This is a genomic window from Solobacterium moorei, from assembly GCF_036323475.1.
Taxonomy (GTDB): Bacteria; Bacillota_I; Bacilli_A; order Erysipelotrichales; family Erysipelotrichaceae; genus Bulleidia; species Bulleidia moorei.
Map to the genome: position 1 here is coordinate 2,167,739 of NZ_AP028934.1, position 20,738 is coordinate 2,188,476.

Consider the following 20,738-nt stretch of genomic DNA (forward strand, 5'->3'; position numbering starts at 1 on the left):
CTGTGTATCCGTTGGACTCCTATTTTAGATACCAGGAGAAAACATTTATGTCAGGTAAACATTTCACACTCGAAGACCGTATTAATATCCTTATACATGTCAAACAAAATCATTCCATGCGCATGATAGCTACCGCTTTGAATGCCTCCGCTTCTACTGTTTCCAGAGAACTTGAAAAGCATAGGATCCTTGATGAATACTCTGTCTTTCATCATCTCGCTCCTACCTGCAGCCGTATCATGAAGGCCCCTTGGATATGCAATGGCTGTCCTCGTTTCTCTGCATGCAAAAAGAGAAAGTATCGCTACATCCCTGCACAGGCACATAGTGCTTATGAATCTACTCTTCATCTGTCTAGAGAGAAGATCCGTACTGGGGAAAAAGGTCTGAGATTTCTCGATAATCTCGTCACACCTTTGATTCGTGACCAAAGGCAAACTGTCGCTCACGTATTCTCCACTCATGGTGAACAGATGGGAATATCCCGTTCTACTTTTTACCGCTATGTCAATGACAATAAACTCACCACCCGCAATATAGATCTTCCCAAGCGAGTTCGCTATCCGCTCCTCAAAAAGAATATCAAACGTGGCGATAACACAATGATAGACAATCAATCGTGCCGTGTGGGACGCGATTATACTGCCTTTCAGGAATTCATTGCCCAACATCCGAAAGCTAATATCGCTGAGATGGATTCCGTCATCGGTAAGAAAGGTGTCGGCGAAAAGGTACTTCTAACCCTACTATTACGTAAGAGTAAATTTATGTTTGCCTTCCTAAGGAATAGAAATACACAAGCTTCTGTAACAGAAGTATTCGACTACATCCAAAGGAAAATCGGCTTTGCAAGGTTCGCTACTATGTTCCGTGTAGTGCTTACGGACAACGGTCCTGAATTCAAGGACCCCATTTCCTTGGAACATGGTACACGCAACGTACAGCGCTGTCGTATATTTTATTGTGATTCCCGTGCTTCCCAACAAAAGGGGCGTATTGAAAAGAATCATGAATATATTCGAAAATATCTGCCCCAAGGAACTTCCTTTAACGACCTTACACAAGAAAAGGTAAATCTAATGATGAGCCATATCAATTCCGTCAAGCGTGACTCATTGGATGGTCGTTCACCATTTGAATGTCTCACTAGAGCAGAACTCAAAACAATAAAAAAGCTTGGATTAACACCAATCGATCCAGATGAAGTCAATCTAAGCCTAGACCTAATTCAATAGGTCCCCGAAGTCCAACGGATACTCGACTTACACAAACTGAACTGTTGCGTTTAGTTGACACCTAAACCCTTCAGTTGTTTTCATTGCGCCCAAAAAGCAAGTATCCCTACATAGAAGATACCATATTACCATTAAAAAGAGTCATTATAGATTAAAAAATCATCTGATAATGACTACATTAGTTCATTATCTGTTGCCTTTGCTTATCGTGTTGCATTTACTTTGAAACTTAAGCAATATCTCGCTTTTATTCAATTTTTGATGAAAATCTCAAATATTTTTGATCTGCCAATCAATCCCCTCACGATTGTTTTTCTCTAGAAATTCATTTGCTTTTTTGAAGTGATTACAGCCCAAAAATCCATTGTATGCAGACAAGGGTGATGGATGTGCTGCCTCTAAAATAAGATGCTTCGTTTTATCAATCATGCATGCTTTATTTCTAGCTGCTCTTCCCCACAACAGGAAGACCACCGATTCCTTCTTTTCATTGATTTTTTGAATCACATGATCAGTAAATATTTCCCATCCCATGCCAGCATGACTCTGCGGATGAGAATCTTCTACTGTCATCACCGTATTCAGCAGGAATACACCCTGCTTTGCCCACGGCACAAGATAACCATTATTTGGAATTGGATAGCCATATTCTGCTTGTAATTCCTTGTACATATTCAAAAGGCTTGGTGGTATCTTAACCCCAGGGTTAACCGAGAAACACAAACCATGTGCCTGCCCTTTTTGATGATATGGATCTTGACCAAGAATAACTACCTTGATATCTGAATAATCACAGTGATGAAATGCGGAGAAAACCTGCCTCTTTGGCGGATATATCTCCTTTGTCTCATAGGCATTCTTCAAAAATTCCGATAGCTTCAAGAAATATTCTTTTTTCCATTCTTGATGCAACCATTCTGTCCATTGATTATCCATTCCAGTACTTGCTCCTCTTATATAAAAAATCATACCACTTCGGTATGATTTTTTACTATTTTATTGATAGTTATTTTCTTTTTTCTTACGAATGAAAACAACAACTAAAATTAACACTGTAGCTGCTAACGATACCCAAAGACCAATCTTACCTAGATTGATAAATGGCTTGTTAGAAGTAGAAGTTGTAACACTTGCACCACTAGCTTCAAGATACTTCTCTAAGTCCTTTTGCACGATATCGAATGGACGATCACCATGTGTTAATAACATACGGTTGAATTCTACTACATCATACTTCTTTCCCAGTGCGGACTGTGCCTGATCACGGAAGTGAAGATAGTATGTTAGACCAACACCATAAGGTACGATAGAACCCGGTTCTTGTGTTACAGCCGCAATTACATTTGAAGCTGCGGAAGCATTCAATCCTAGTGATTCATAGTATTTTCCTAACTTCTTCTCATCCCAACCCATACCATTTACTAAGAAATCAGCCTGTGCAGGCAAGATGTAGTTTAAGTTTGTATTGATACGGTTTTCTTCCTTGGCACCATCATTTAAGTCAGAATATGCCCAAGAAACATCTTCACAATACATTGCCCAGCCTTCTATATAACCGATATTGCTGAGCTGTGTACGTAATGGATTTGGATTTGTATTCAAGTACCAAGTAATCTGGAATAAGTGTCCAGGGAAACCTTCATGTGCTAAAGTACTATACATTTCATTTGTTGAATTTACATTATCGCCGCTAATCTTAATAACGTTGTTTACGATATCATCGATTGGTGGCTGCATGTAATACGCAACAATACCATCATTGGCAACAGAACTATCTAAGTAGCTTGCTGTAAATGTTACTTCAGGACCTTCAGGAAATTCCTGTAAATGTCCTTGTAATGTATTTAGAATCTCTGTAGGATCTTTTTCTGGTAATGCTTCTTCTAAGTCATCATCCTTCTTAGCGTTCAAATACAAAGTTCTGGCTTCATCAATTAACTTCTTTAGCTGTTCATCTGTTAATTCAAATAATTCTTGTAAAGAAGCGGATGAACTTGACTTTGAACGTAATAATGCTGCGTAATATTCTTTCCCATCTGGTAAGTCATACAAGCTTAAAGATGTACGTGTACCACGGAATGTTTCAAGTTCCTGCGCAAGCTTCTGATATTCAGGAATGTATGTGTTTAAAATAAAGTCACGATTCTTTTCTTTATATGCTGTACGCTGTTCCTCTGTCAAGCCTTCAAACTTATCTACATTCTGATTAAAAATCTGAATGAGTGGGTTGTTGTCTGTCTTCGCAACAAACTTTTCAATACCATCTAGTGTGCTATCTAAAGCAGCATCTGTCATGAAGTATCCATTCTGTACCTGTGTACGTGTTACTTCTAGTGCACCTTCAATATATGCTGGAACACTCTCTAATACAGATAGATAATCATCGATATCTTCCTGCTTGTAGAACACAAACTCCGTAAAGTTTGTAATTAAATCACTTTGAATACCATGGTTTGGCAAGAACTGAAAATCAAACATTGGGTAGTTCAAGAGTTCACGAGTACTTTCTAGGTAATACTTATATGTATCGTAATCATGTTGTTGTGCATCTGACAACTCATCATAATTGAACTTCTCCAATGCCTTTAAAGACTCCTCAATCTTTGCGATACTCTCTGAGTTATCTAAAGTTGGAGGTTCACCAATCGTTGGCTTTGGTTTTGTAATACCATATTTTTCATAATCCTTTAATGCAAAATGTAATGATGTATAATCATTTCCCATCATTTCGATGAACTCATTTCGCATAAACTGATCAAAATCAGCATTTGTTTCTTCTGCATGTACAGGTGAAATTACACAAAGAAGCGCCATAGCAATTAAGCCAAGTAAAAACTTTCTTATTTTCATCTATTCATTCTCCTTGGTTCTAAGTATAACAGAAGTAGTATTTTTGAGAAATATTACGATGTATACTCTGCCCCTCCCCACTCAACTACTGTAAAACCTTTGCGCTCTAAACCATCTAATTCTTGCGGCTCGATATCAATAGATTCTTTTAATGCTCTCCATGCCATCATAACACGAATGACTGTATCAGGTTTTGGCGTAATATCCAATAGTGCATGGTCAGTATAATTTTGACTTTGAAAAGATATTAGATTGTATGCATTGTTCTGCATCTGAGGCAACCAATAGATTATAAATTCATTTCTTTCACGTTCATTGAGACCTAATTTTGCAAGTGCATCTTCCAAGAACACTTCTGTTTCAGATCCTTTTACAACAAATCCAGTTGAAAAATCCGGCTTATAGCTTAGAGTCCCCTCCCAAAACAGACAATAATATGACTTTGTTCCATCTAAGGAACGCAATGTCCCATCGGGTTCAGCAACAATTTTCCATCCATCATTATATTTTGGATATGTTGCAATAAACTCACCATCAAGAGTAAGTTTTATATCCACTTCTGTTGTCTCTTGAGGATAAAAATAAATGACAGGTTTTTTTACTCCTCTATCAATCAGTGGCGTACAACCCGCGACAAATAGCATTGCACTAGTAAATAAAGTTTTCATTAACTTCTGCATACTTTCACCCCCCCTGTATAAGAAAGGTCTGATTTTACTCAGACCCAACCTTTCATACTTAATGATAGTTTTATTTTGTATCAGCTAGTAATGTATCAGCAGATAGCTTACCAAATACGACTGTATCTACTACAGCGTTACCACCTAAACGGTTAGCACCATGGATACCACCAGTAATTTCACCAGCAGCGTATAAGCCCTTGATTGGTTCTCCCTTTTCATTGAGTACACGTGCTTCTGCATCAATTGTTACACCACCCATTGTATGGTGAACGCAAGCCTGACGAGGAGTCACAACCCATGGTCCATTCTCAAGTTTAGTGGAGTATAGAGTTCTTCCGAATTCATCACTTCCGCTTTCAACGCTCTTATTGAATTCATCTACAGTTGCCTGTAATGTTGCAGGATCCATGTCTAACTTCTTAGCGAGTTCTTCTAATGTATCCGCGTAAACAATGAAACCATTCTTTTCTAGATATTCAAATGTAAATCCGTCACCACTTCTCCATGATGGATCTTTAATATCTTTATAACCAGCACCATCGCCACTTTCAAGAATATAGAACATCTTATCGGTTTGCTTTAGAACGCCTCCGCAAATCTGATCACGACGACCATCTTCACGAACAAAACGCTTACCTTCTTTATTGATGAAGATAATTTGGTCTGTACCGTTAACTGTACGTGCTGGGAACTTAGAAATCTGACCATCAACTAAGTTACCTAAATATAGAAGCTGTAATTGTTCCATATCCGTTAAGGAAGCACCAGCATCCTTAGCCATTGTGATACCATCACCCTGTGATGCTGAGAAACGGTTTGTTGTACCTATCTTAGAAAGATCCGGCCACTTACCTGTTGTATTGTATTCTTGAACCATCTTAGCGTTAGCACCGAAACCACCAGTAGCTAATACGACACCGTCTTTACCAGTAACTGTAATTTCTTTGCCTGTATGGTTATCTATAGCCTTAACTGCTGTAACTTTATTATTATCAAGTACAAGCTTTGTAGCTGTAGCTTCTGTTAATAATGTAACCTTATCACCATACTTTTCAAGCATATCAGCGTATACGGAAATAAAGCCTGTACCCATCTTCATTGTAGATGTGTGTGTACGTTGCCATAAGGAACCAGCACCCTGAGAAATCTTATCTTGGAATGTCATACCCATAGATTCAATCCATTCATAGCCACCAAATGCGTTATAGCATAATGCTTTAACAAGATCGAGATTGGCTACCTTATCACCATTGATCCAAGTCTGTAATGCATACCAATCTTTAGAGTCAAATAGGTCTGTTCTACCAGCAGCCTTATATGCATCCCATTGAGCTTGCACTTCAGCAATTAATGCTGCATGTTGGTCATTGATTGGAGTTTCAGCTAAAGCCTTTTCAATTGTAGTCTTAACAGCATCACTCATCTCAGCGTGCTGCTGTAATGCTGGGTCTGGTGCATTATAAATCGCACCACAAACTAATGTATCACCACCGATTTCACCAGCTTTTTCGATAATTGCTACGTTCTTACCATTCTGCAAGAGTTCAACAGCACTCGCAAGACCAGCTCCACCGCCACCTACTACAACAACGTCAGCTTCAACGTCTTTTCTATCTTCGTAAGTTACTTCTTTCTTAAATGCATCTGGATCACCACCTGCTTGTTTGATAGCATCCTTAACAGCAGTCTTAATAGCTCCTGTTGTAATTGTTGCACCAGTCACACTATCAACTGATAAGCTTTGATGCTTAACGATTTCTTCTGGAATTAATTGAACAGGTGCTACGCCCCCAGTTGTAACAACCTTTCCGTCCTTGTCAACTAGTTCCCCACCGATACCAGGAGTTTCAGCGTGAGAAGTTACCTTAACTGACTTAATTTCATTTTCTGTTACTTCTACTTCTACAGTAACATCGTCGTTCATACCAGCAGCAGAAGCCGTATATGTACCAGGCTTCATTTTACTGGACGTTGTTGTCTCAGTTGTCTTGTTACAGCCTACAAGTGATGCGGCTAAAACAAGAGTAACTAAAGAGATACTCAGTCTTTTCATTATTATGTTCCCTCCATGTGTTAAATTCATGATAGCCCATTTTTTCACTAAATAGTACCCCCCTAACAATGTTATTTTTATGATTTATATCTATACTTGTAATTTCTTTCAATTTTACGCAAGCTTTATTTCTGAAAAACATATCATTTTGATGTATCATGCATACAAAAAAACCGGAATACTGTTTGATTAGCACCCCGGTTTCCATCATGCTTACATGGCTGATTCATGATTTGTCTGAATCTGTAACAATGTAGAAACTGTCTGTTCAGAGATGTTCTGCATCATTGCATTGAAGCGATTAAAGCCTTCTTCTCGATATGCATCGATTGGCTTTACATTCGCATAACTGCGTAAACGAACACTAGTCTTTAAATGTTCCATAACATCCACATGGTGAATCCACTCACGATCTAGAATCTGTAAGAAGATGAACTTTACCATACTCTGCAGTTCTTCTTGTGGAAGCTCTGCAGTTTGTTTATGGTATATATCAATGATTGCATCCGTAATTTCTTCTTGCGATCCTCTGTGGATTGTCTCCGCATACTGCTTACCATCAATTCCTAAACCGTTTAAATATTGTGCAAGCTTCTCTTTTGCATCATTCTTGTTAGGAATCTGATAATATCCTTCCATTGCAGAAGATACATTCTCTTTCACGAGTTCATAAACAAGCGGTTCCATATCCTCAAGATCAAGTACCTTATCTCTTTGGTCATAGATCAAATGACGTTGTGCCATTAATACATCGTCATATTCAAGTGTATTTTTACGTGTATCAAAATGTAAGCCTTCTGCTCTTTCTTGCGTGCGATCAATGAGTGCTCTCATCTTATTGATATTTTCTTTATCATGTTCAAAGCGCTCAATGATACCTTCACTTTCATCTGTATGATATTCCACAATCAGATCATCATCCATGGAACAATAGAATCTGGAGAAGCCTGGATCACCTTGACGACCTGAACGTCCACGTAACTGATTATCAATACGCTTTGCCTCATGACGCTCACTACCAAGCACTACAAGACCACCAAGCTCTGCAACACCTTCCCCAAGCTTAATATCTGTACCACGACCAGCCATATTCGTCGCAACCGTTACCGCAAACTTCTGCCCAGCCTTCGCAATAATCTCAGCTTCATTTTCATCATTTTTTGCATTCAATACATGATGCGGAATATTCTGTTTCTTTAACATTTCGCTAAGTGCCTCATTGATACCAATAGATAATGTACCGATTAAGACTGGCTGTCCCTGTTCATGCAATTCTTTTGTATGTTTAACGATAGCTTCATACTTTTCATGTCTATCTTTGAATACTAAGTCAGGTTCATCAATACGCGCTACTGGTCTATTGGTAGGTACCTCATACACACGCATGTTATAGGTATTCAAGAACTCGTTTTCTTCTGTCTTTGCTGTACCAGTCATACCACTTAACAGATCATATAAACGGAAGAAGTTCTGGTAGGTAATGGTCGCAAGTGTGATTGTCTCTTGTTTGATACCAACATTTTCTTTGGCTTGAATTGCTTGATGTAATCCATCGCTGAATTCACGTCCAGCCATCTTTCGACCAGTAAATTGGTCAACGAGAATAATTTCATCGTCACCAACCACATACTCAACGTCTCTAGTCATAAGATAGTTAGCACGCATTGCATTTTGAATATAGTGAACTATGCTTGCATGTTCACCATTGTAGATGTTTTCAATACCGAAAGCACGGTCAGCTTTCTTTAAACCAGCTTCCGTTAATACAACTGTACGGTCTTCACGGTCGATTTCGAAGTCCACAGCTCTCTTACAACTCTTCGCAAAACGATCAGCCTGAATATACTGCTGGTCTAATACTGGACCTGGACCACTGATAATCAATGGTGTTCTGGCTTCATCGATTAAGATAGAGTCAACTTCATCCAATACTGCATAATGTAAACCACGTAATACACGCTGTTCCTTACGCATGACCATGTTATCTCTTAGATAATCAAATCCAAGTTCTGAGTTTGTTGTATAGGTAATATCACAAGCATACGCTTGTCGTTTCTCACTTTCTGAAAGGGAATGTAAATTACAGCCTACCGTTAGGCCAAGGAAAGTATATACACGTCCCATCCACTCCGCATCACGCTTTGCGAGATACTCATTGACAGTCACAACATGTGCACCCTTACCTGCTAGGGCATGTAGGTAGATTGGCATAACCGCTGTCAATGTCTTACCTTCACCAGTCTTCATCTCCGCAATATCACCTTCATGTAAGAGGATACCACCCAATACCTGAACACGATATGGAAACTCATTTAATACACGCTTTGCGGCTTCACGAGCATTCGCAAAAGCATCAGGCAGTACATCCTTTAAAGATGCTCCTGCCTGTATTTTTTCTTGTAGTTGTTTTGTTACTTCGCGTAACTCATCATCTGTTTTCTGCGCATAAGCTTCTTCTAATTTCAAAACTTTATCTGCGAGTACTTCAGCTTGATGAAAGTGTCTTTTTTCACTATCGAATAGATTTCCAAATAATCCCATCTTCTACCTCTTGCATACGATTAAGCTTAATGCTGGAACACATACGTGATTTGATTTAATCTCTTGGCTATTCCCATTTTCATCAAAAATAACCTGCCACTTCTCATCAAAACTATAGAAGCGATTACCAGTTGATGGATTAATCATGACACGAATCGTTTCCGCATTACCCTTCGAACCTGCAATATCATAGAACACCGTCTGGTCATCCGCAACCCAAACCTTCACTTTTTCATTGATTTCTAACGCAGTTTTCAGACAGAATTCACTTACCGATCTGCGTAGAGCGGTTGCTTTACGGAAATACTTCACAACTTCTTGATAATATTCCATTCTTTCCCAATCCATACGATTGATTTCATCTGGAGCATTGTAGGAGTTATGATTATCCTTCTTTGTATCACAGAATTCAAAACCGGCATGTACAAATGGTACACCTTGCGCAACCATTGTAATCGCAATCATCATTTTTTGGCGACGAATACGAGTGGCTCTATCTTCATTATTACAGCATGCATGCATCTTATCCCATACAGTGCTATTATCATGTGTTTCAAAACTGTTGATAGACTGATCCGGAGAGAAGAATCTCTTATAATGCGGTGTATCTAGAACATTCGCTGTTAAAGCTGCTAAACTAGCAAACGCATTGTTCCAGTTACCGGTCGCATAGCCACGTTCATACTTTTCACTTTCACTTGTCTTTCCTTTGATTACATCACGGAAGTAATCATTAAAGTGACCGATGTGAGGCATAGCACCTTGGTTATGAATGTTTGCCTTTTGTGATTCTTGTAACATCGTTGGCATATCCCAACCCTCCCCATAGATGAGTGCATTAGGATTATTTCGGATTGCCTCATTGCGAATCTTATTCATCGTTGCCACATCAATGATACCCATTAAGTCAAAACGGAAACCATCAATGCCATAAATCTGCATTAAATTACGAATAACATACACAAGATATCTAGAAGCCATCGGCATCTCTGAGGCAAAATCATTACCACAGTAAGAACCGTTAGACATATATCCTTCTTCGTTATAGCGGAAGTAATAGTATGGAACCAAACAATCAAACGCAGTTTCCGCAACATCATATGCGTGATTAAACACAACATCTAGCGTGACACGAAGATGGTTGCGGTGAAGACAAGCTACAAGCTCTTTAAATTCTTTCATGCGTACATATGGATGGTCTGGAGCAGAACTAAAACTACCCTTTAAAGATAGATACTGACGAGGATCATATCCCCAGTTATAGTTAAGCTCCGGTTTAAAATCATCAACTGTACTAAAGTCTGTTAGTGGCATAAACTGCACATGCGTTACACCCAAGGATTTAATATAGTTTAAACCAGTAGGTAGACCCCTATACTCAGTTCCATCCTCACATAGAGAACTGAACTTTCCATGTGTTTTTGTTCCTGTAAATGGATGCATTGTCATATCGCGAACACTACACTCATAGACAATAGATTCTGTCGGCGCAATTGGTTTCTCAATTGGATAATCCTTAATCTTATCTAACTCAGATAAATCAATGACTGCACTTGCCTTTGCATTGCCATTACAACTATATGCATATGGGTCTAATGACTTCACTACCTTACCATTGCGCTCTACCAAATATGTATATGTCGCATGTTTAAAGTCTCCAGGCACTTTTACATACCAAGTACCCATTTCACTAGGTTCCATTGCCTTTAGTATCTGAATACCACTAACATCCAAGGACAGTGTTACATTAACAGCTGTTGGTGCCCACACCTTGAACCATGTATGTTCTGGTGAATAATGTGATCCTAAATCATCCTTCTCATAACCATACAAAGCATTGAAGCGTTCACGCTTTACAATGAGTCTAGTAACTAACGGAGTATATCTACCATGACTTTCACGCACTTGATAATCCATACGGAAATTAGGCTCATATAGACCCTTTAGACGATATAAGATAAAACTATCGTGTGTCTCCACACCTTCGATTGACAATTCCTCGACATAACCGCCCATTCCCGTCAATTGGAAACGACTTGATTCACCCCGATAAAAACTGCGATCAATCGTTACTGCTATCTTTCCAAAATCATCTAAATACGCATTAAATATTGACATCTTTATTTCTTACCTCTGTTTTTCTTCGCTACAAACCAAATGGCCGTAAATGGCGCAAGATTCATCTTCAAGAGATTCTTTCCAGTCTTCTTAGAAGTTCGGATCGCTCTTGGATGGACCATTCCATTACCACCATAAATTTGATTATCTGAGTTCAAGATTTCCTTATAATATCCACTTTGTGGCATCTCTAACTCAAAGCTTTCATATGTTGTATTACTTAAGTTCAATACACATACAAGGTATTCATCCTTACTACTACGGTAGAAGGAATATACACTCTGTACATTATTATCCGCATCAATCCACTTGAAGCCATCATAGCTATAATCCGCTTCATACAAGCATGCATGTGATAGATATAACTCATTTAACTTTTTAATAAATAAATTGAAGGAATAGTGCTTAGGATACTGGAGTAATTCCCAATCAATTTCACGAGTTTCATCAAACTCACGGAAAGAACCAAGTTCATTTCCCATAAAATTTAACTTCTTGCCAGGATGAGCATACATGTATGCATATAAGTTCTTCGCTTGTGCAAACTTTGCATCATAGTCCCCCCACATACGGTCGATGACAGTATGCTTACCATGTACATTTTCATCATGGCTAAATGGCATTAAGAACTTTTCACTATAGAAGTAAGCCATTGAGAAAGTCAACTTGTGATGATCATAATAACGATAGATAGGATCCGTTCCATAATACTTTAATGTGTCATTCATCCAACCAAGATCCCACTTATAGTCAAAGCCCAGACCATCCTTTTCCGTAGGTGCTGTTACATTAGGGAAATCGGAGCTATCCTCTGCAATCATCATGACAGTTGGAAATTCCTTATGCATGTAATAGTTCAAACGCTTTACAAAGTAGATAGCACCGTCATTTGTACCTCTATCACGATTGCCAGCCCAATAAATGAGGTTAGAAACCGCATCGATACGGATACCATCCATATGATACATATTCACCCAGAACGCTGCAGATGACATCAAGAAGGAACGTACTTCTTCATTCCATAAGTTAAAGTTCAGCGTACCCCATTCAGAGTTTGCGTCATATTCATTTGGATATTCATATAACGCTTCTCCATCAAAGTAACGTAACCCAAAGTCATCCTTCACGAAGTGAACAGGCACCATGTCAATAATGACACCAATTCCTGCCGCATGGCAACGGTTCACAAAGCGGTTAAACTCCTGTGGATTTCCATAACGACTTGTTAAGGAATAGTAACCACTGACTTGATATCCCCAAGATCCATCGAATGGATACTCACTGAGAGGCATTAGCTCAATATGTGTATAACCATTCTCCTTGATATATGGAATCAGTTCATCCGCGAGCATGTCATACGAATATGGATGCTCACCATTACGCTTCCATCCACCAACATATAGCTCATAGATATTCATTGGCTTATCAAAGTTTAAACTACGATTATTTAGCCACTTCTCATCCGTCCAAGATAACTTGCTTAAATCAACAAGCTTACTCGCAGTATTTGGTCTTGTCTCACTATAGAAAGCAAACGGATCTGCTTTATATAGAATACTTCCTGTTCTAGTTTGAATCTTATACTTATAAACTTCCCACTCATTCAAAGATGGAACTGTGATTGTCCATACACCCTGGAAGTTCATTCTTTCCATTAAGATTTGATTTTCATCCCAGTTTGTAAATGATCCAACAACCCATACATTTTCCGCATGGGGCGCATACACTGTGAATCGAACTCCCCCGTCCACAAAGTGGGCGCCAAACACCTCATATGCATTCAAGGAATGACCCTGATGAAACTCTTCAATGATACGTTCTAAATTCATATGTGATCCTCCGTAACTACGTTACACTTATTTTAACATTGCCAGTATCGAATGAATACAGATAGATAACGAAAAACGTATAAACTAGCATAGAAAAAAAGATGCAGACATCAACCTGCATCTATCTATATTCTAATTCCTTAGGAGAATAAAGGCTTAAGTACTGCTGCTAACTCATCCTTTTCCTTCTGTGCTTCTCCCAAATCCTTACCTAAAGTTGTAAAGTATGTCTTGATCTTAGGCTCTGTACCAGAAGGACGAACAACAACTGTAGCACCATCTTCTAGACCAAAGATAAGTACATTTGCCTTAGGTAAGCCCGTCTCTTCAGGCTTGTTGTAGTCTGTTAGAGAAACAACCTTACGTCCTGCAAATTCCACTGGTGGATTTGTACGTAATGTATTCATGATACCAGCCATCTTATCCATACCAGAAAGACCATCAAACTCATAGCTATCAACCTTGTTGAGGAAACGTCCATACTGTGCGTAAATTTCTTCTAGGCGCTGCTTAATGGAAGATCCAATGCTACGATAGTACGCAGCCATCTCACAGATTAACATTGATCCAACAATCGCATCCTTATCACGTACATAAGAACCTGCTAGATAACCATAGCTCTCTTCAAAACCAAAGATGAAACGTTCTTCTTCACCGTTTTCTTCAAGTTGTGCAATCTGATCACCAATCCACTTGAAACCTGTTAGAGTATGACGTAATTCAACACCATAGTGCTTCGCAACTAAATCAGCTAGCGGTGTAGATACGATAGACTTAACCGCTACTGGATTCTTAGGCATTGTGCCCTTCTCAATACGTCCAGCACAGATATAATCTAGTAAAAGCACACCCATTTCATTACCAGATACAAGTTCATACGAACCATCTGGACACTTCATCGCAATCCCTACACGATCAGCGTCAGGATCAGTCGCCAGCATTAAATCAGCTCCAACCTTCTTTGCAAGTTCTAAGCCCTTCTCTAATGCTTCATAGATTTCAGGGTTTGGATAAGGACATGTTGTAAAGTATCCATTTGGATATTCCTGTTCAGGAACGATAGTAATATCTGTAATACCCATATCACTTAATACGCGTGTTACAGGCACAAGACCAGTACCATTTAATGGAGAATACACAAGTTTCAAGCCTGCCGTCTTACAAAGATTTGGACGAACTTGTCTAGATTCAATTGCTTGATAGAGTGCTTCCTTACAATCATCTCCAACAAACTGGATAAGACCCTTCGCAACACCTTCCGCAAAGGAGATATATTTCGCACCTGTTAATACATCTGTCTTTTGAATCTGATCATATACGATTGCAACCGCATCATCTGTCATCTGGCAACCATCTGGTCCATATGCTTTAAAGCCATTGTACTTTGCAGGGTTATGTGATGCAGTAATCATAATACCTGCATTGCAATGATAAAATCTTGTCGCAAAGCTCAAAGCAGGTACAGGCATTAGTTCATCATATAAACGAACATTGATACCATTCGCTGCTAATACAGCAGCCGCATCCTTCGCAAAAGTCCAACCCTTTAAACGGCTGTCATAGCTAATCACAACAGTCTGAGTTCCACCCTGTGTCTTAACCCAATCCGCAACACCCTGCGTTGCTTGACGGACAACCCAGATGTTCATACGGTTAGTACCAGCACCAAGAGTACCTCTTAGACCAGCTGTACCAAACTTCAAAGCTACCGCAAATCTCTCCTTGATTGCTTCATCATCATTTTCAATACTAGCTAATTCTGCATGTAAATCAAAATCGATTAAGTTTGCAGAAAGCCAACGCATATACTCATCTAAATACATAATTTATCAGCTCCTTAACCTTATTTTAACATAACGAAAAAGAAAGATGTGAAAACATCTTTCTCCCCTTATCGTTATCTATTAAGCAATAACTTTTTGAGCGCGTAATACGTCTTCAATTGTCTTAACAGCTGAATCTTCGTCATCACCTTCACAGGAAATTGTAATTTCAGACTGTGTAGGAATTCCAAGTGACATAACACCCATAATGGACTTCATATTCACGGTACGTCCCTTGTAAGATACCTTCACTTCGCTCTTAAACTTGCTTGCAGCATTTACAGCAACTGTAGCAGGACGTGCATGTAATCCTACTGGGTCAACAACTGTAACAGTAATTTCTTTCATTGGTTTATCCTCCTGATAATTTTTACTTACTATATCTGTATTTTATAACATACTTGTTTCAGATACAAGCGGTTACATATTAAGAAGTTGCAATTCGATACAATATTTCTATCTTAGAAATTTACTTATGATATGGCTCGTTATGTAGAATACGAAAGCTACGATAGATTTGTTCTACTACTAGTATTCTACAAAGTTGATGTGGAAAGGTTACCTTAGAGATACGCCAGCGGAAATCAGCACGCTGAATCAATTCATTGCTTAACCCCAAAGACCCACCAATCACAAATGTAATCTTACTTCTTGCATGATTATAACAATCCTGTATTTTATTTGCCAGTGCGATAGAATCGATATCCATGCCCGCAAGATCTAGTAAAATCACATATTCATCATCACGTATTTTTTTTAATATCCGCTGTCCTTCCACAACCTTTACCTGTTCATTTTCGGCAACAGAGTTTGTCTCTGGTGCTTTTTCATCCTGTACTTCAATGACTTCAAGCTTATCATAAGGACGAATACGCTTTACATACTCTGCGACACCATCCTTCATCCACTTCTCTTTTAGTTTGCCACAGGCAATAATCTTGATCATTGTAGAACCACACCAATCTGCTTACTTTCACCGCCACGAATGATGGATACATTTACAGTATCGCCAGCAGAGTGCATGTACATTCTTGCGAGCACATCTTGATAAGAAGATATTTCGATACCATCAATCATTGTAATGATATCTCCAACCTGAAGATCATCTCCTGCATCTTTCTTCTCTACGACTGTTTGGACATATACGCCAGTCTTCATATCAATGTTAATGCCCTGCGCACTCTTTTCATACGCAAGCATACTTGATACATTACGCACCACAACACCTAGTGCACCTCGTGTTACTTTTCCATTTGTTTTAAGTGCATTGTAAATTAGTTTGATTTCATTGGCAGTGATTGCATATTCCATACGAGAATTACCTTGGAATGGTTGACTGGCAACAACACCAACGAGTGACCCATTTAAGTCAATCACTGCACCACCTTCTTGAATCGAAGTGATTGGAGTATCCATTTCTAGCATGGAAGATAACCAAGTTGTTGTGCCATTCATTCGCCAAACACCAGGTTCTGAAACAATACCACTGCTGACGACAGCACTACCAGTCGTTAGATTTCTACCACTCATCACAACCACATTTGCACCTTGTGCTAAAGCAGTTGTATCTAAAATCGTAAATGGCTTCACTTCAAAGTTTGTTGTTACCTGTATCACCGCAACTCCACTTTCACCATCATCACCAATAACAGTAGAGCTAACACGTACACCACTGTCAAACACAACATTTGGACTACCATTCTTTGTTGCCTTTGCGGTTGTTAAAATATGCACTGTTTCCTTTTCCTTCGCAATGATAATCCCACTATAATAAGAACCATCACTTTCAACCGTAACCACACTACTTCTGCTCTTTTCAATCGCACTAGTATAGTCTGATGTTGTATAGTTTATACTGTTCATATCCTCAAGGGCGCTATTACCTGTAGTATTCTTTTGCAGATTCCTAATCAACATTATTGTTAGGACTAGATTCCATACCAATAATAGCGCTAACGCTACCGGCATCAACTTCTTCATCATATATACCCTTTCTAATCATCTCATACTGTCCTGCTGCACATACAAGCAGGTTTTTATGCAGTAACCCAGAATGATTTTGTAATGCATGTACTGTTGTATCTAGTGCTTTCTTGCGTGTATTTGCTTGTTCACTCAAATGCGCAAGAATTATCATCTTTGTCTTCTCTGTCACAATTTTATCAAGAACAGCTGCACAATCCTCATTGCACAAATGTCCTGTATCACTATAAATTCTTTGTTTGGTAAACTGTGGACGACTCGTTGCCATCAACATCTGTACATCATGATTCGACTCTAACACAATATAGTCCGCATCTTTGATGCGTGGAATATGCTTCTCATTGATATACCCAGTATCTGTAATATAGACAAGTTTTTCAATTCCATTTTCAACAATATATCCAACTGTGTTTAACGCATCATGTGATAACGCAATTGGCGTAAAGCGTAAGGTTTCAATTGTAAAGGAAGAACCTGGCTTTACGTAGAAAGTATCAATCTTTGGTATCTCAATTGGAGAGTAGATTGGTAGTGATGCAAAATGCTTGATTTGCGAGATATGATCAGAATGATTATGTGTGATTAGCACTGCATCTAAATCATCTAATGCTATCTGTAATTCTTTTAGATGCTCAAATAAATATTTCTTTGTTGTACCACAATCAATCATAACTTTTGTAGTACCATCTACTATTACAAAACTATTTCCTTTTGAGCCACTCGCTAATAGTGCAAAGTCCATCATCAGTCTAAACCCTCACAATCCATTAATGCAGAACATGCATTCACCGATTCACCATTCTGCAATAAGCTAAATGTTACATGTGGTCCTGTCGCTTTTCCAGTCATACCAATCTTGCCAATGACATCACCTTTTCTTACAACAGTATCAACTTCAAGTGAACATGGTAAGTATAGATGCCCATATACACTCTGATAACCATTGTGGTGATCAATGATGACATAGTTTCCTAATTCATCCGTATAACCCTTTTCCTTGATGATTCCAGTATCAACAGCCATGACATTGCCCCATCGATTGTATCGATTGATAAAATCAATCGACTCAAAACCTGCATAGCAACCATACTTACAGATGATTTCAGGATGTTCAACCGGATAGGCAAAACTACCACTACCGATCCCTAAATCACTATTCTTCCCAATTGCCACAACTTCATCTTGTCCAACTGCTGTTACAACAGATGAAAGCTCTTGCCCCGTTTTGAGTACTCCATTCACCCATGTCTCATGGTAGAGTACATTCTTTGAACCATTTGCACCAGTTTGTCTAACAACTGTTTTACCACTTTCAACAGTATTATCCTCTAGCACAGAAGTCTTATAGAACAATGTTTCCTTTTGTAGTCTTTGCTTATAAACATACACATCAATCGGTGATGTAAAGTAAGTCACACACAGTTTTGTGCCTGCAGTTAATGGTTTGCTACTATCTTTAATGATATCTTGATTGATACGCATTAACTGTTCAGCAGTTAATCCATAATTCTGTAAACCAATTGAATCTAGTGTATCTCCTTCTTCAACTGTGTAATCCACTAGCTCCTCATTATCTCCATAGGATAAGTAATGTAATACTTCTTCTTCCGTGGTTTTAATATCCTTTACGGATGCGTACGCATCCGCAATCTGTACTGTTTCATTGATTTTAAAGCCCATTGTCATGACACCATATTCCGTTAAATTTGAAATTGTATGATGCTCGTGAATGGCTTCTAATGTATCTTCATCGATGAAATAGGAAAGATACTTTTGTAAAGCTGCCTGATAGATATCTTCTGACTTTACAAAGATTCTTGCATATTCTTTATTATCTGAGAAAGAAATTGATTTACAGGCAATACTATATAGAGAATGGTCATCTAAATACTGCATAATTTCTGCATCAGCATTTGTATAGACATTTGAACTCATTTCTTCTACAAGATACATATTATCCGCAATACCAATATGTGTATTTGGAAACATGCTTGCATACTTTTCTTTATAGACGGTCTTTAGATGCTCATCCATATAAGTCTTATCCTTGATGGTACCAATCAATTTATGATCTTCATATAATTTATAAATCTTATGCACATCAGAAGTCGTTACTTCTACAGTCTGGTTAAAGTTACCTACTGTACCAACTTCAATTCCTTCAAAAGAAGGATAGAAAAAAGAAGGCACGATGACAATTGCGATTGATAGCACTAAGCATATTGTTACAGCAATCAAGTTTTTCATGCCTTCCTCCTTCATTATTGTGGTCTATTTGGGGCAATGTTATAGAGTGCGTTTGTATCTGCTTCAAACGCTACATATACCCTGCCCGTCGCACCATTACGATGCTTTGCAAGATTGATTTCTAGACGCTCTGTTCCAGATTCTTTTGCTTGTTCTTTCGCCTCTTCGTTATAGTAAGACTCACGATACAACATCATAACGATATCGGCATCCTGCTCAATCGCTCCAGATTCACGTAAGTCACTTAACATCGGCCGCTTATCTTCACGCGCTTCAACGTTACGACTTAACTGTGATAATGCCACAACAGGTACCTTTAATTCGCGCGCAAGTGCTTTTAAACTACGTGAAATATCAGATACTTCCTGTTGACGGTTTCCACTAGAACGATCCGATGGTCCACTAATCAACTGAATATAGTCAATCATAACCATGTTTAATCCATGTTCCGCCTGTAATCGGCGACACTTCGAGAAAATTTCAGGAATCTTGATTCCTGCCATATCATCGATATAGATATTAGAAGCTTTTAATTCTGCCGAAGCTTCGTTAATACGGTTCCACTCTTCATTGGTTAAACGACCTGTCTTTAACTTATCACCTTGGATATGACTCTTCGCACTTAATAGACGCATTGCGAGCTGTTCCGCACCCATCTCAAGTGAGAAAATCGCAATTGCACCCTTTTGTGCTTGTGGAATTAGTGCAACGTTCATCGCTAGGTTTAGCGCAACCGCAGTCTTACCCATAGACGGACGTGCGGCTAAAACAATCATATCTCCACGCTGTAAGCCATGCGTAATACGATCAAAATCATTAAAGCCCGTCTTTAACCCTGTAATCTCAGATGAATTCTCCGAAGCTGCACGGATGGTCTTTAACACTTCATTTAAGACATCATTTGGATTCTTAAACTCACCAGCTTTACGATTACGAGATACATTCAAGATTTCTTTCTCAGAACGATCCAAGTAATCATTTAAATCTGTTTGTCCATTAAATCCTTCTTCCGCAACTCTTTCAGCAGCTTCAATCATACGACGCATCATCGCTTTATCACGAATCAAATTCACATATGTTAGTGTATTCGCACTCGTTACTGCTGCGTTCATTAAGTTTAAAATATACTCCATTCCACCGGACTTATCTAAAAGATCAGTATCCTTTAAACGCGTAGCAACAGTGGTGGAATCAATCTGTGTTCCTTCTTGATACAATTCTTCACATGCATGATAAATACGACGATTGGCTTCAATGAAGAAATCGTCAGCTTCAAGCCCTTCTTCTAGCGCTGTACGAGAAGAACTTGGATATACAAGCATGGTTCCAAGCAAACTAGCTTCCGCTTCAGGTGCAGAAGGCAATACACGTGGCAT

At 38.8% G+C, this 20,738-nt stretch carries 15 protein-coding genes; 1 reads left to right on the forward strand and 14 read right to left on the reverse strand.

The window, feature by feature from the left end; all coding sequences use genetic code 11:
- Positions 1-47 precede the first annotated feature (47 nt).
- Positions 48-1,235, forward strand: coding sequence for an IS30 family transposase (locus RGT18_RS10930; RefSeq protein ID WP_338176200.1), 1,188 nt, complete (start codon positions 48-50; stop codon positions 1,233-1,235).
- A 270-nt stretch (positions 1,236-1,505) separates the two neighbouring features.
- On the opposite strand, the gene ung is transcribed toward RGT18_RS10930, so the two are convergent.
- From ung to dnaB, 14 genes are all read right to left on the reverse strand, one after another.
- A complete protein-coding gene (ung, locus tag RGT18_RS10935; RefSeq protein WP_028077814.1) occupies positions 1,506-2,171 on the reverse strand; it encodes a uracil-DNA glycosylase in 666 nt (221 codons plus the stop codon).
- Positions 2,172-2,231: 60 nt separating this feature from the next.
- Positions 2,232-4,085 (reverse strand): DUF885 domain-containing protein, encoded by a 1,854-nt coding sequence (locus tag RGT18_RS10940; RefSeq protein WP_028077813.1) that lies wholly within the window; start codon positions 4,083-4,085, stop codon positions 2,232-2,234.
- Positions 4,086-4,138: 53 nt separating this feature from the next.
- Positions 4,139-4,765, reverse strand: coding sequence for a hypothetical protein (locus tag RGT18_RS10945; RefSeq protein ID WP_028077812.1), 627 nt, complete (start codon positions 4,763-4,765; stop codon positions 4,139-4,141).
- Positions 4,766-4,835: 70 nt separating this feature from the next.
- On the reverse strand, positions 4,836-6,821 hold the full coding sequence (locus RGT18_RS10950; protein WP_028077811.1) for an FAD-dependent oxidoreductase: 1,986 nt from the start codon (positions 6,819-6,821) through the stop codon (positions 4,836-4,838).
- A 213-nt stretch (positions 6,822-7,034) separates the two neighbouring features.
- Positions 7,035-9,362, reverse strand: a complete 2,328-nt coding sequence (gene secA / locus RGT18_RS10955) for a preprotein translocase subunit SecA (protein WP_028077810.1) — start codon at positions 9,360-9,362, stop codon at positions 7,035-7,037.
- A 3-nt stretch (positions 9,363-9,365) separates the two neighbouring features.
- Positions 9,366-11,480 carry a type I pullulanase gene (gene pulA / locus RGT18_RS10960; protein ID WP_028077809.1) on the reverse strand — a complete coding sequence of 705 codons (2,115 nt, stop codon included), beginning with the start codon at positions 11,478-11,480 and terminating at the stop codon, positions 9,366-9,368.
- A gap of 2 nt (positions 11,481-11,482) precedes the next feature.
- Positions 11,483-13,309, reverse strand: coding sequence for a 1,4-alpha-glucan branching protein GlgB (glgB, locus tag RGT18_RS10965; RefSeq protein WP_028077808.1), 1,827 nt, complete (start codon positions 13,307-13,309; stop codon positions 11,483-11,485).
- A 140-nt stretch (positions 13,310-13,449) separates the two neighbouring features.
- On the reverse strand, positions 13,450-15,132 hold the full coding sequence (locus RGT18_RS10970) for a phospho-sugar mutase (protein WP_028077807.1): 1,683 nt from the start codon (positions 15,130-15,132) through the stop codon (positions 13,450-13,452).
- 81 nt (positions 15,133-15,213) lie between these two features.
- The gene (locus tag RGT18_RS10975; protein WP_006525883.1) at positions 15,214-15,480 is read right to left on the reverse strand and encodes a phosphocarrier protein HPr; all 267 of its coding nucleotides are present in this window, start codon (positions 15,478-15,480) and stop codon (positions 15,214-15,216) included.
- Between the two features lie 121 nt (positions 15,481-15,601).
- Entirely contained in the window at positions 15,602-16,078 is a 477-nt protein-coding gene (gene rlmH, locus RGT18_RS10980) for a 23S rRNA (pseudouridine(1915)-N(3))-methyltransferase RlmH (RefSeq protein ID WP_028077806.1), read from the reverse strand.
- Positions 16,075-17,115, reverse strand: coding sequence for a S1C family serine protease (locus RGT18_RS10985; protein WP_081659497.1), 1,041 nt, complete (start codon positions 17,113-17,115; stop codon positions 16,075-16,077). The genes rlmH and RGT18_RS10985 overlap by 4 nt, the downstream gene beginning before the upstream one ends.
- Entirely contained in the window at positions 17,039-17,860 is an 822-nt protein-coding gene (locus RGT18_RS10990) for an MBL fold metallo-hydrolase (RefSeq protein ID WP_051240924.1), read from the reverse strand. Before RGT18_RS10990 ends, RGT18_RS10985 begins: the two co-directional genes overlap by 77 nt.
- Positions 17,860-19,362 (reverse strand): M23 family metallopeptidase, encoded by a 1,503-nt coding sequence (locus RGT18_RS10995; RefSeq protein ID WP_028077804.1) that lies wholly within the window; start codon positions 19,360-19,362, stop codon positions 17,860-17,862. Before RGT18_RS10995 ends, RGT18_RS10990 begins: the two co-directional genes overlap by 1 nt.
- A 14-nt stretch (positions 19,363-19,376) precedes the next feature.
- Positions 19,377-20,738: a replicative DNA helicase gene (dnaB, locus tag RGT18_RS11000; protein WP_028077803.1), complete on the reverse strand. Its 1,362-nt coding sequence runs from the start codon at positions 20,736-20,738 to the stop codon at positions 19,377-19,379.

What these genes read in the sequence shown, in the direction of transcription:
- dnaB (WP_028077803.1), bottom strand. Translation starts at nt 20,738, where the DNA reads ATGCCACGTGTATTGCCTTCTGCACCTGAAGCGGAAGCTAGTTTGCTT.
- RGT18_RS10990 (WP_051240924.1), bottom strand. Translation starts at nt 17,860, where the DNA reads ATGATGGACTTTGCACTATTAGCGAGTGGCTCAAAAGGAAATAGTTTT.
- RGT18_RS10995 (WP_028077804.1), bottom strand. Translation starts at nt 19,362, where the DNA reads ATGAAAAACTTGATTGCTGTAACAATATGCTTAGTGCTATCAATCGCA.
- RGT18_RS10930 (WP_338176200.1), top strand. Translation starts at nt 48, where the DNA reads ATGTCAGGTAAACATTTCACACTCGAAGACCGTATTAATATCCTTATA.
- RGT18_RS10975 (WP_006525883.1), bottom strand. Translation starts at nt 15,480, where the DNA reads ATGAAAGAAATTACTGTTACAGTTGTTGACCCAGTAGGATTACATGCA.
- RGT18_RS10945 (WP_028077812.1), bottom strand. Translation starts at nt 4,765, where the DNA reads ATGCAGAAGTTAATGAAAACTTTATTTACTAGTGCAATGCTATTTGTC.
- glgB (WP_028077808.1), bottom strand. Translation starts at nt 13,309, where the DNA reads ATGAATTTAGAACGTATCATTGAAGAGTTTCATCAGGGTCATTCCTTG.
- RGT18_RS10970 (WP_028077807.1), bottom strand. Translation starts at nt 15,132, where the DNA reads ATGTATTTAGATGAGTATATGCGTTGGCTTTCTGCAAACTTAATCGAT.
- ung (WP_028077814.1), bottom strand. Translation starts at nt 2,171, where the DNA reads ATGGATAATCAATGGACAGAATGGTTGCATCAAGAATGGAAAAAAGAA.
- RGT18_RS10985 (WP_081659497.1), bottom strand. Translation starts at nt 17,115, where the DNA reads ATGATGAAGAAGTTGATGCCGGTAGCGTTAGCGCTATTATTGGTATGG.
- secA (WP_028077810.1), bottom strand. Translation starts at nt 9,362, where the DNA reads ATGGGATTATTTGGAAATCTATTCGATAGTGAAAAAAGACACTTTCAT.
- rlmH (WP_028077806.1), bottom strand. Translation starts at nt 16,078, where the DNA reads ATGATCAAGATTATTGCCTGTGGCAAACTAAAAGAGAAGTGGATGAAG.
- RGT18_RS10940 (WP_028077813.1), bottom strand. Translation starts at nt 4,085, where the DNA reads ATGAAAATAAGAAAGTTTTTACTTGGCTTAATTGCTATGGCGCTTCTT.
- pulA (WP_028077809.1), bottom strand. Translation starts at nt 11,480, where the DNA reads ATGTCAATATTTAATGCGTATTTAGATGATTTTGGAAAGATAGCAGTA.
- RGT18_RS10950 (WP_028077811.1), bottom strand. Translation starts at nt 6,821, where the DNA reads ATGAAAAGACTGAGTATCTCTTTAGTTACTCTTGTTTTAGCCGCATCA.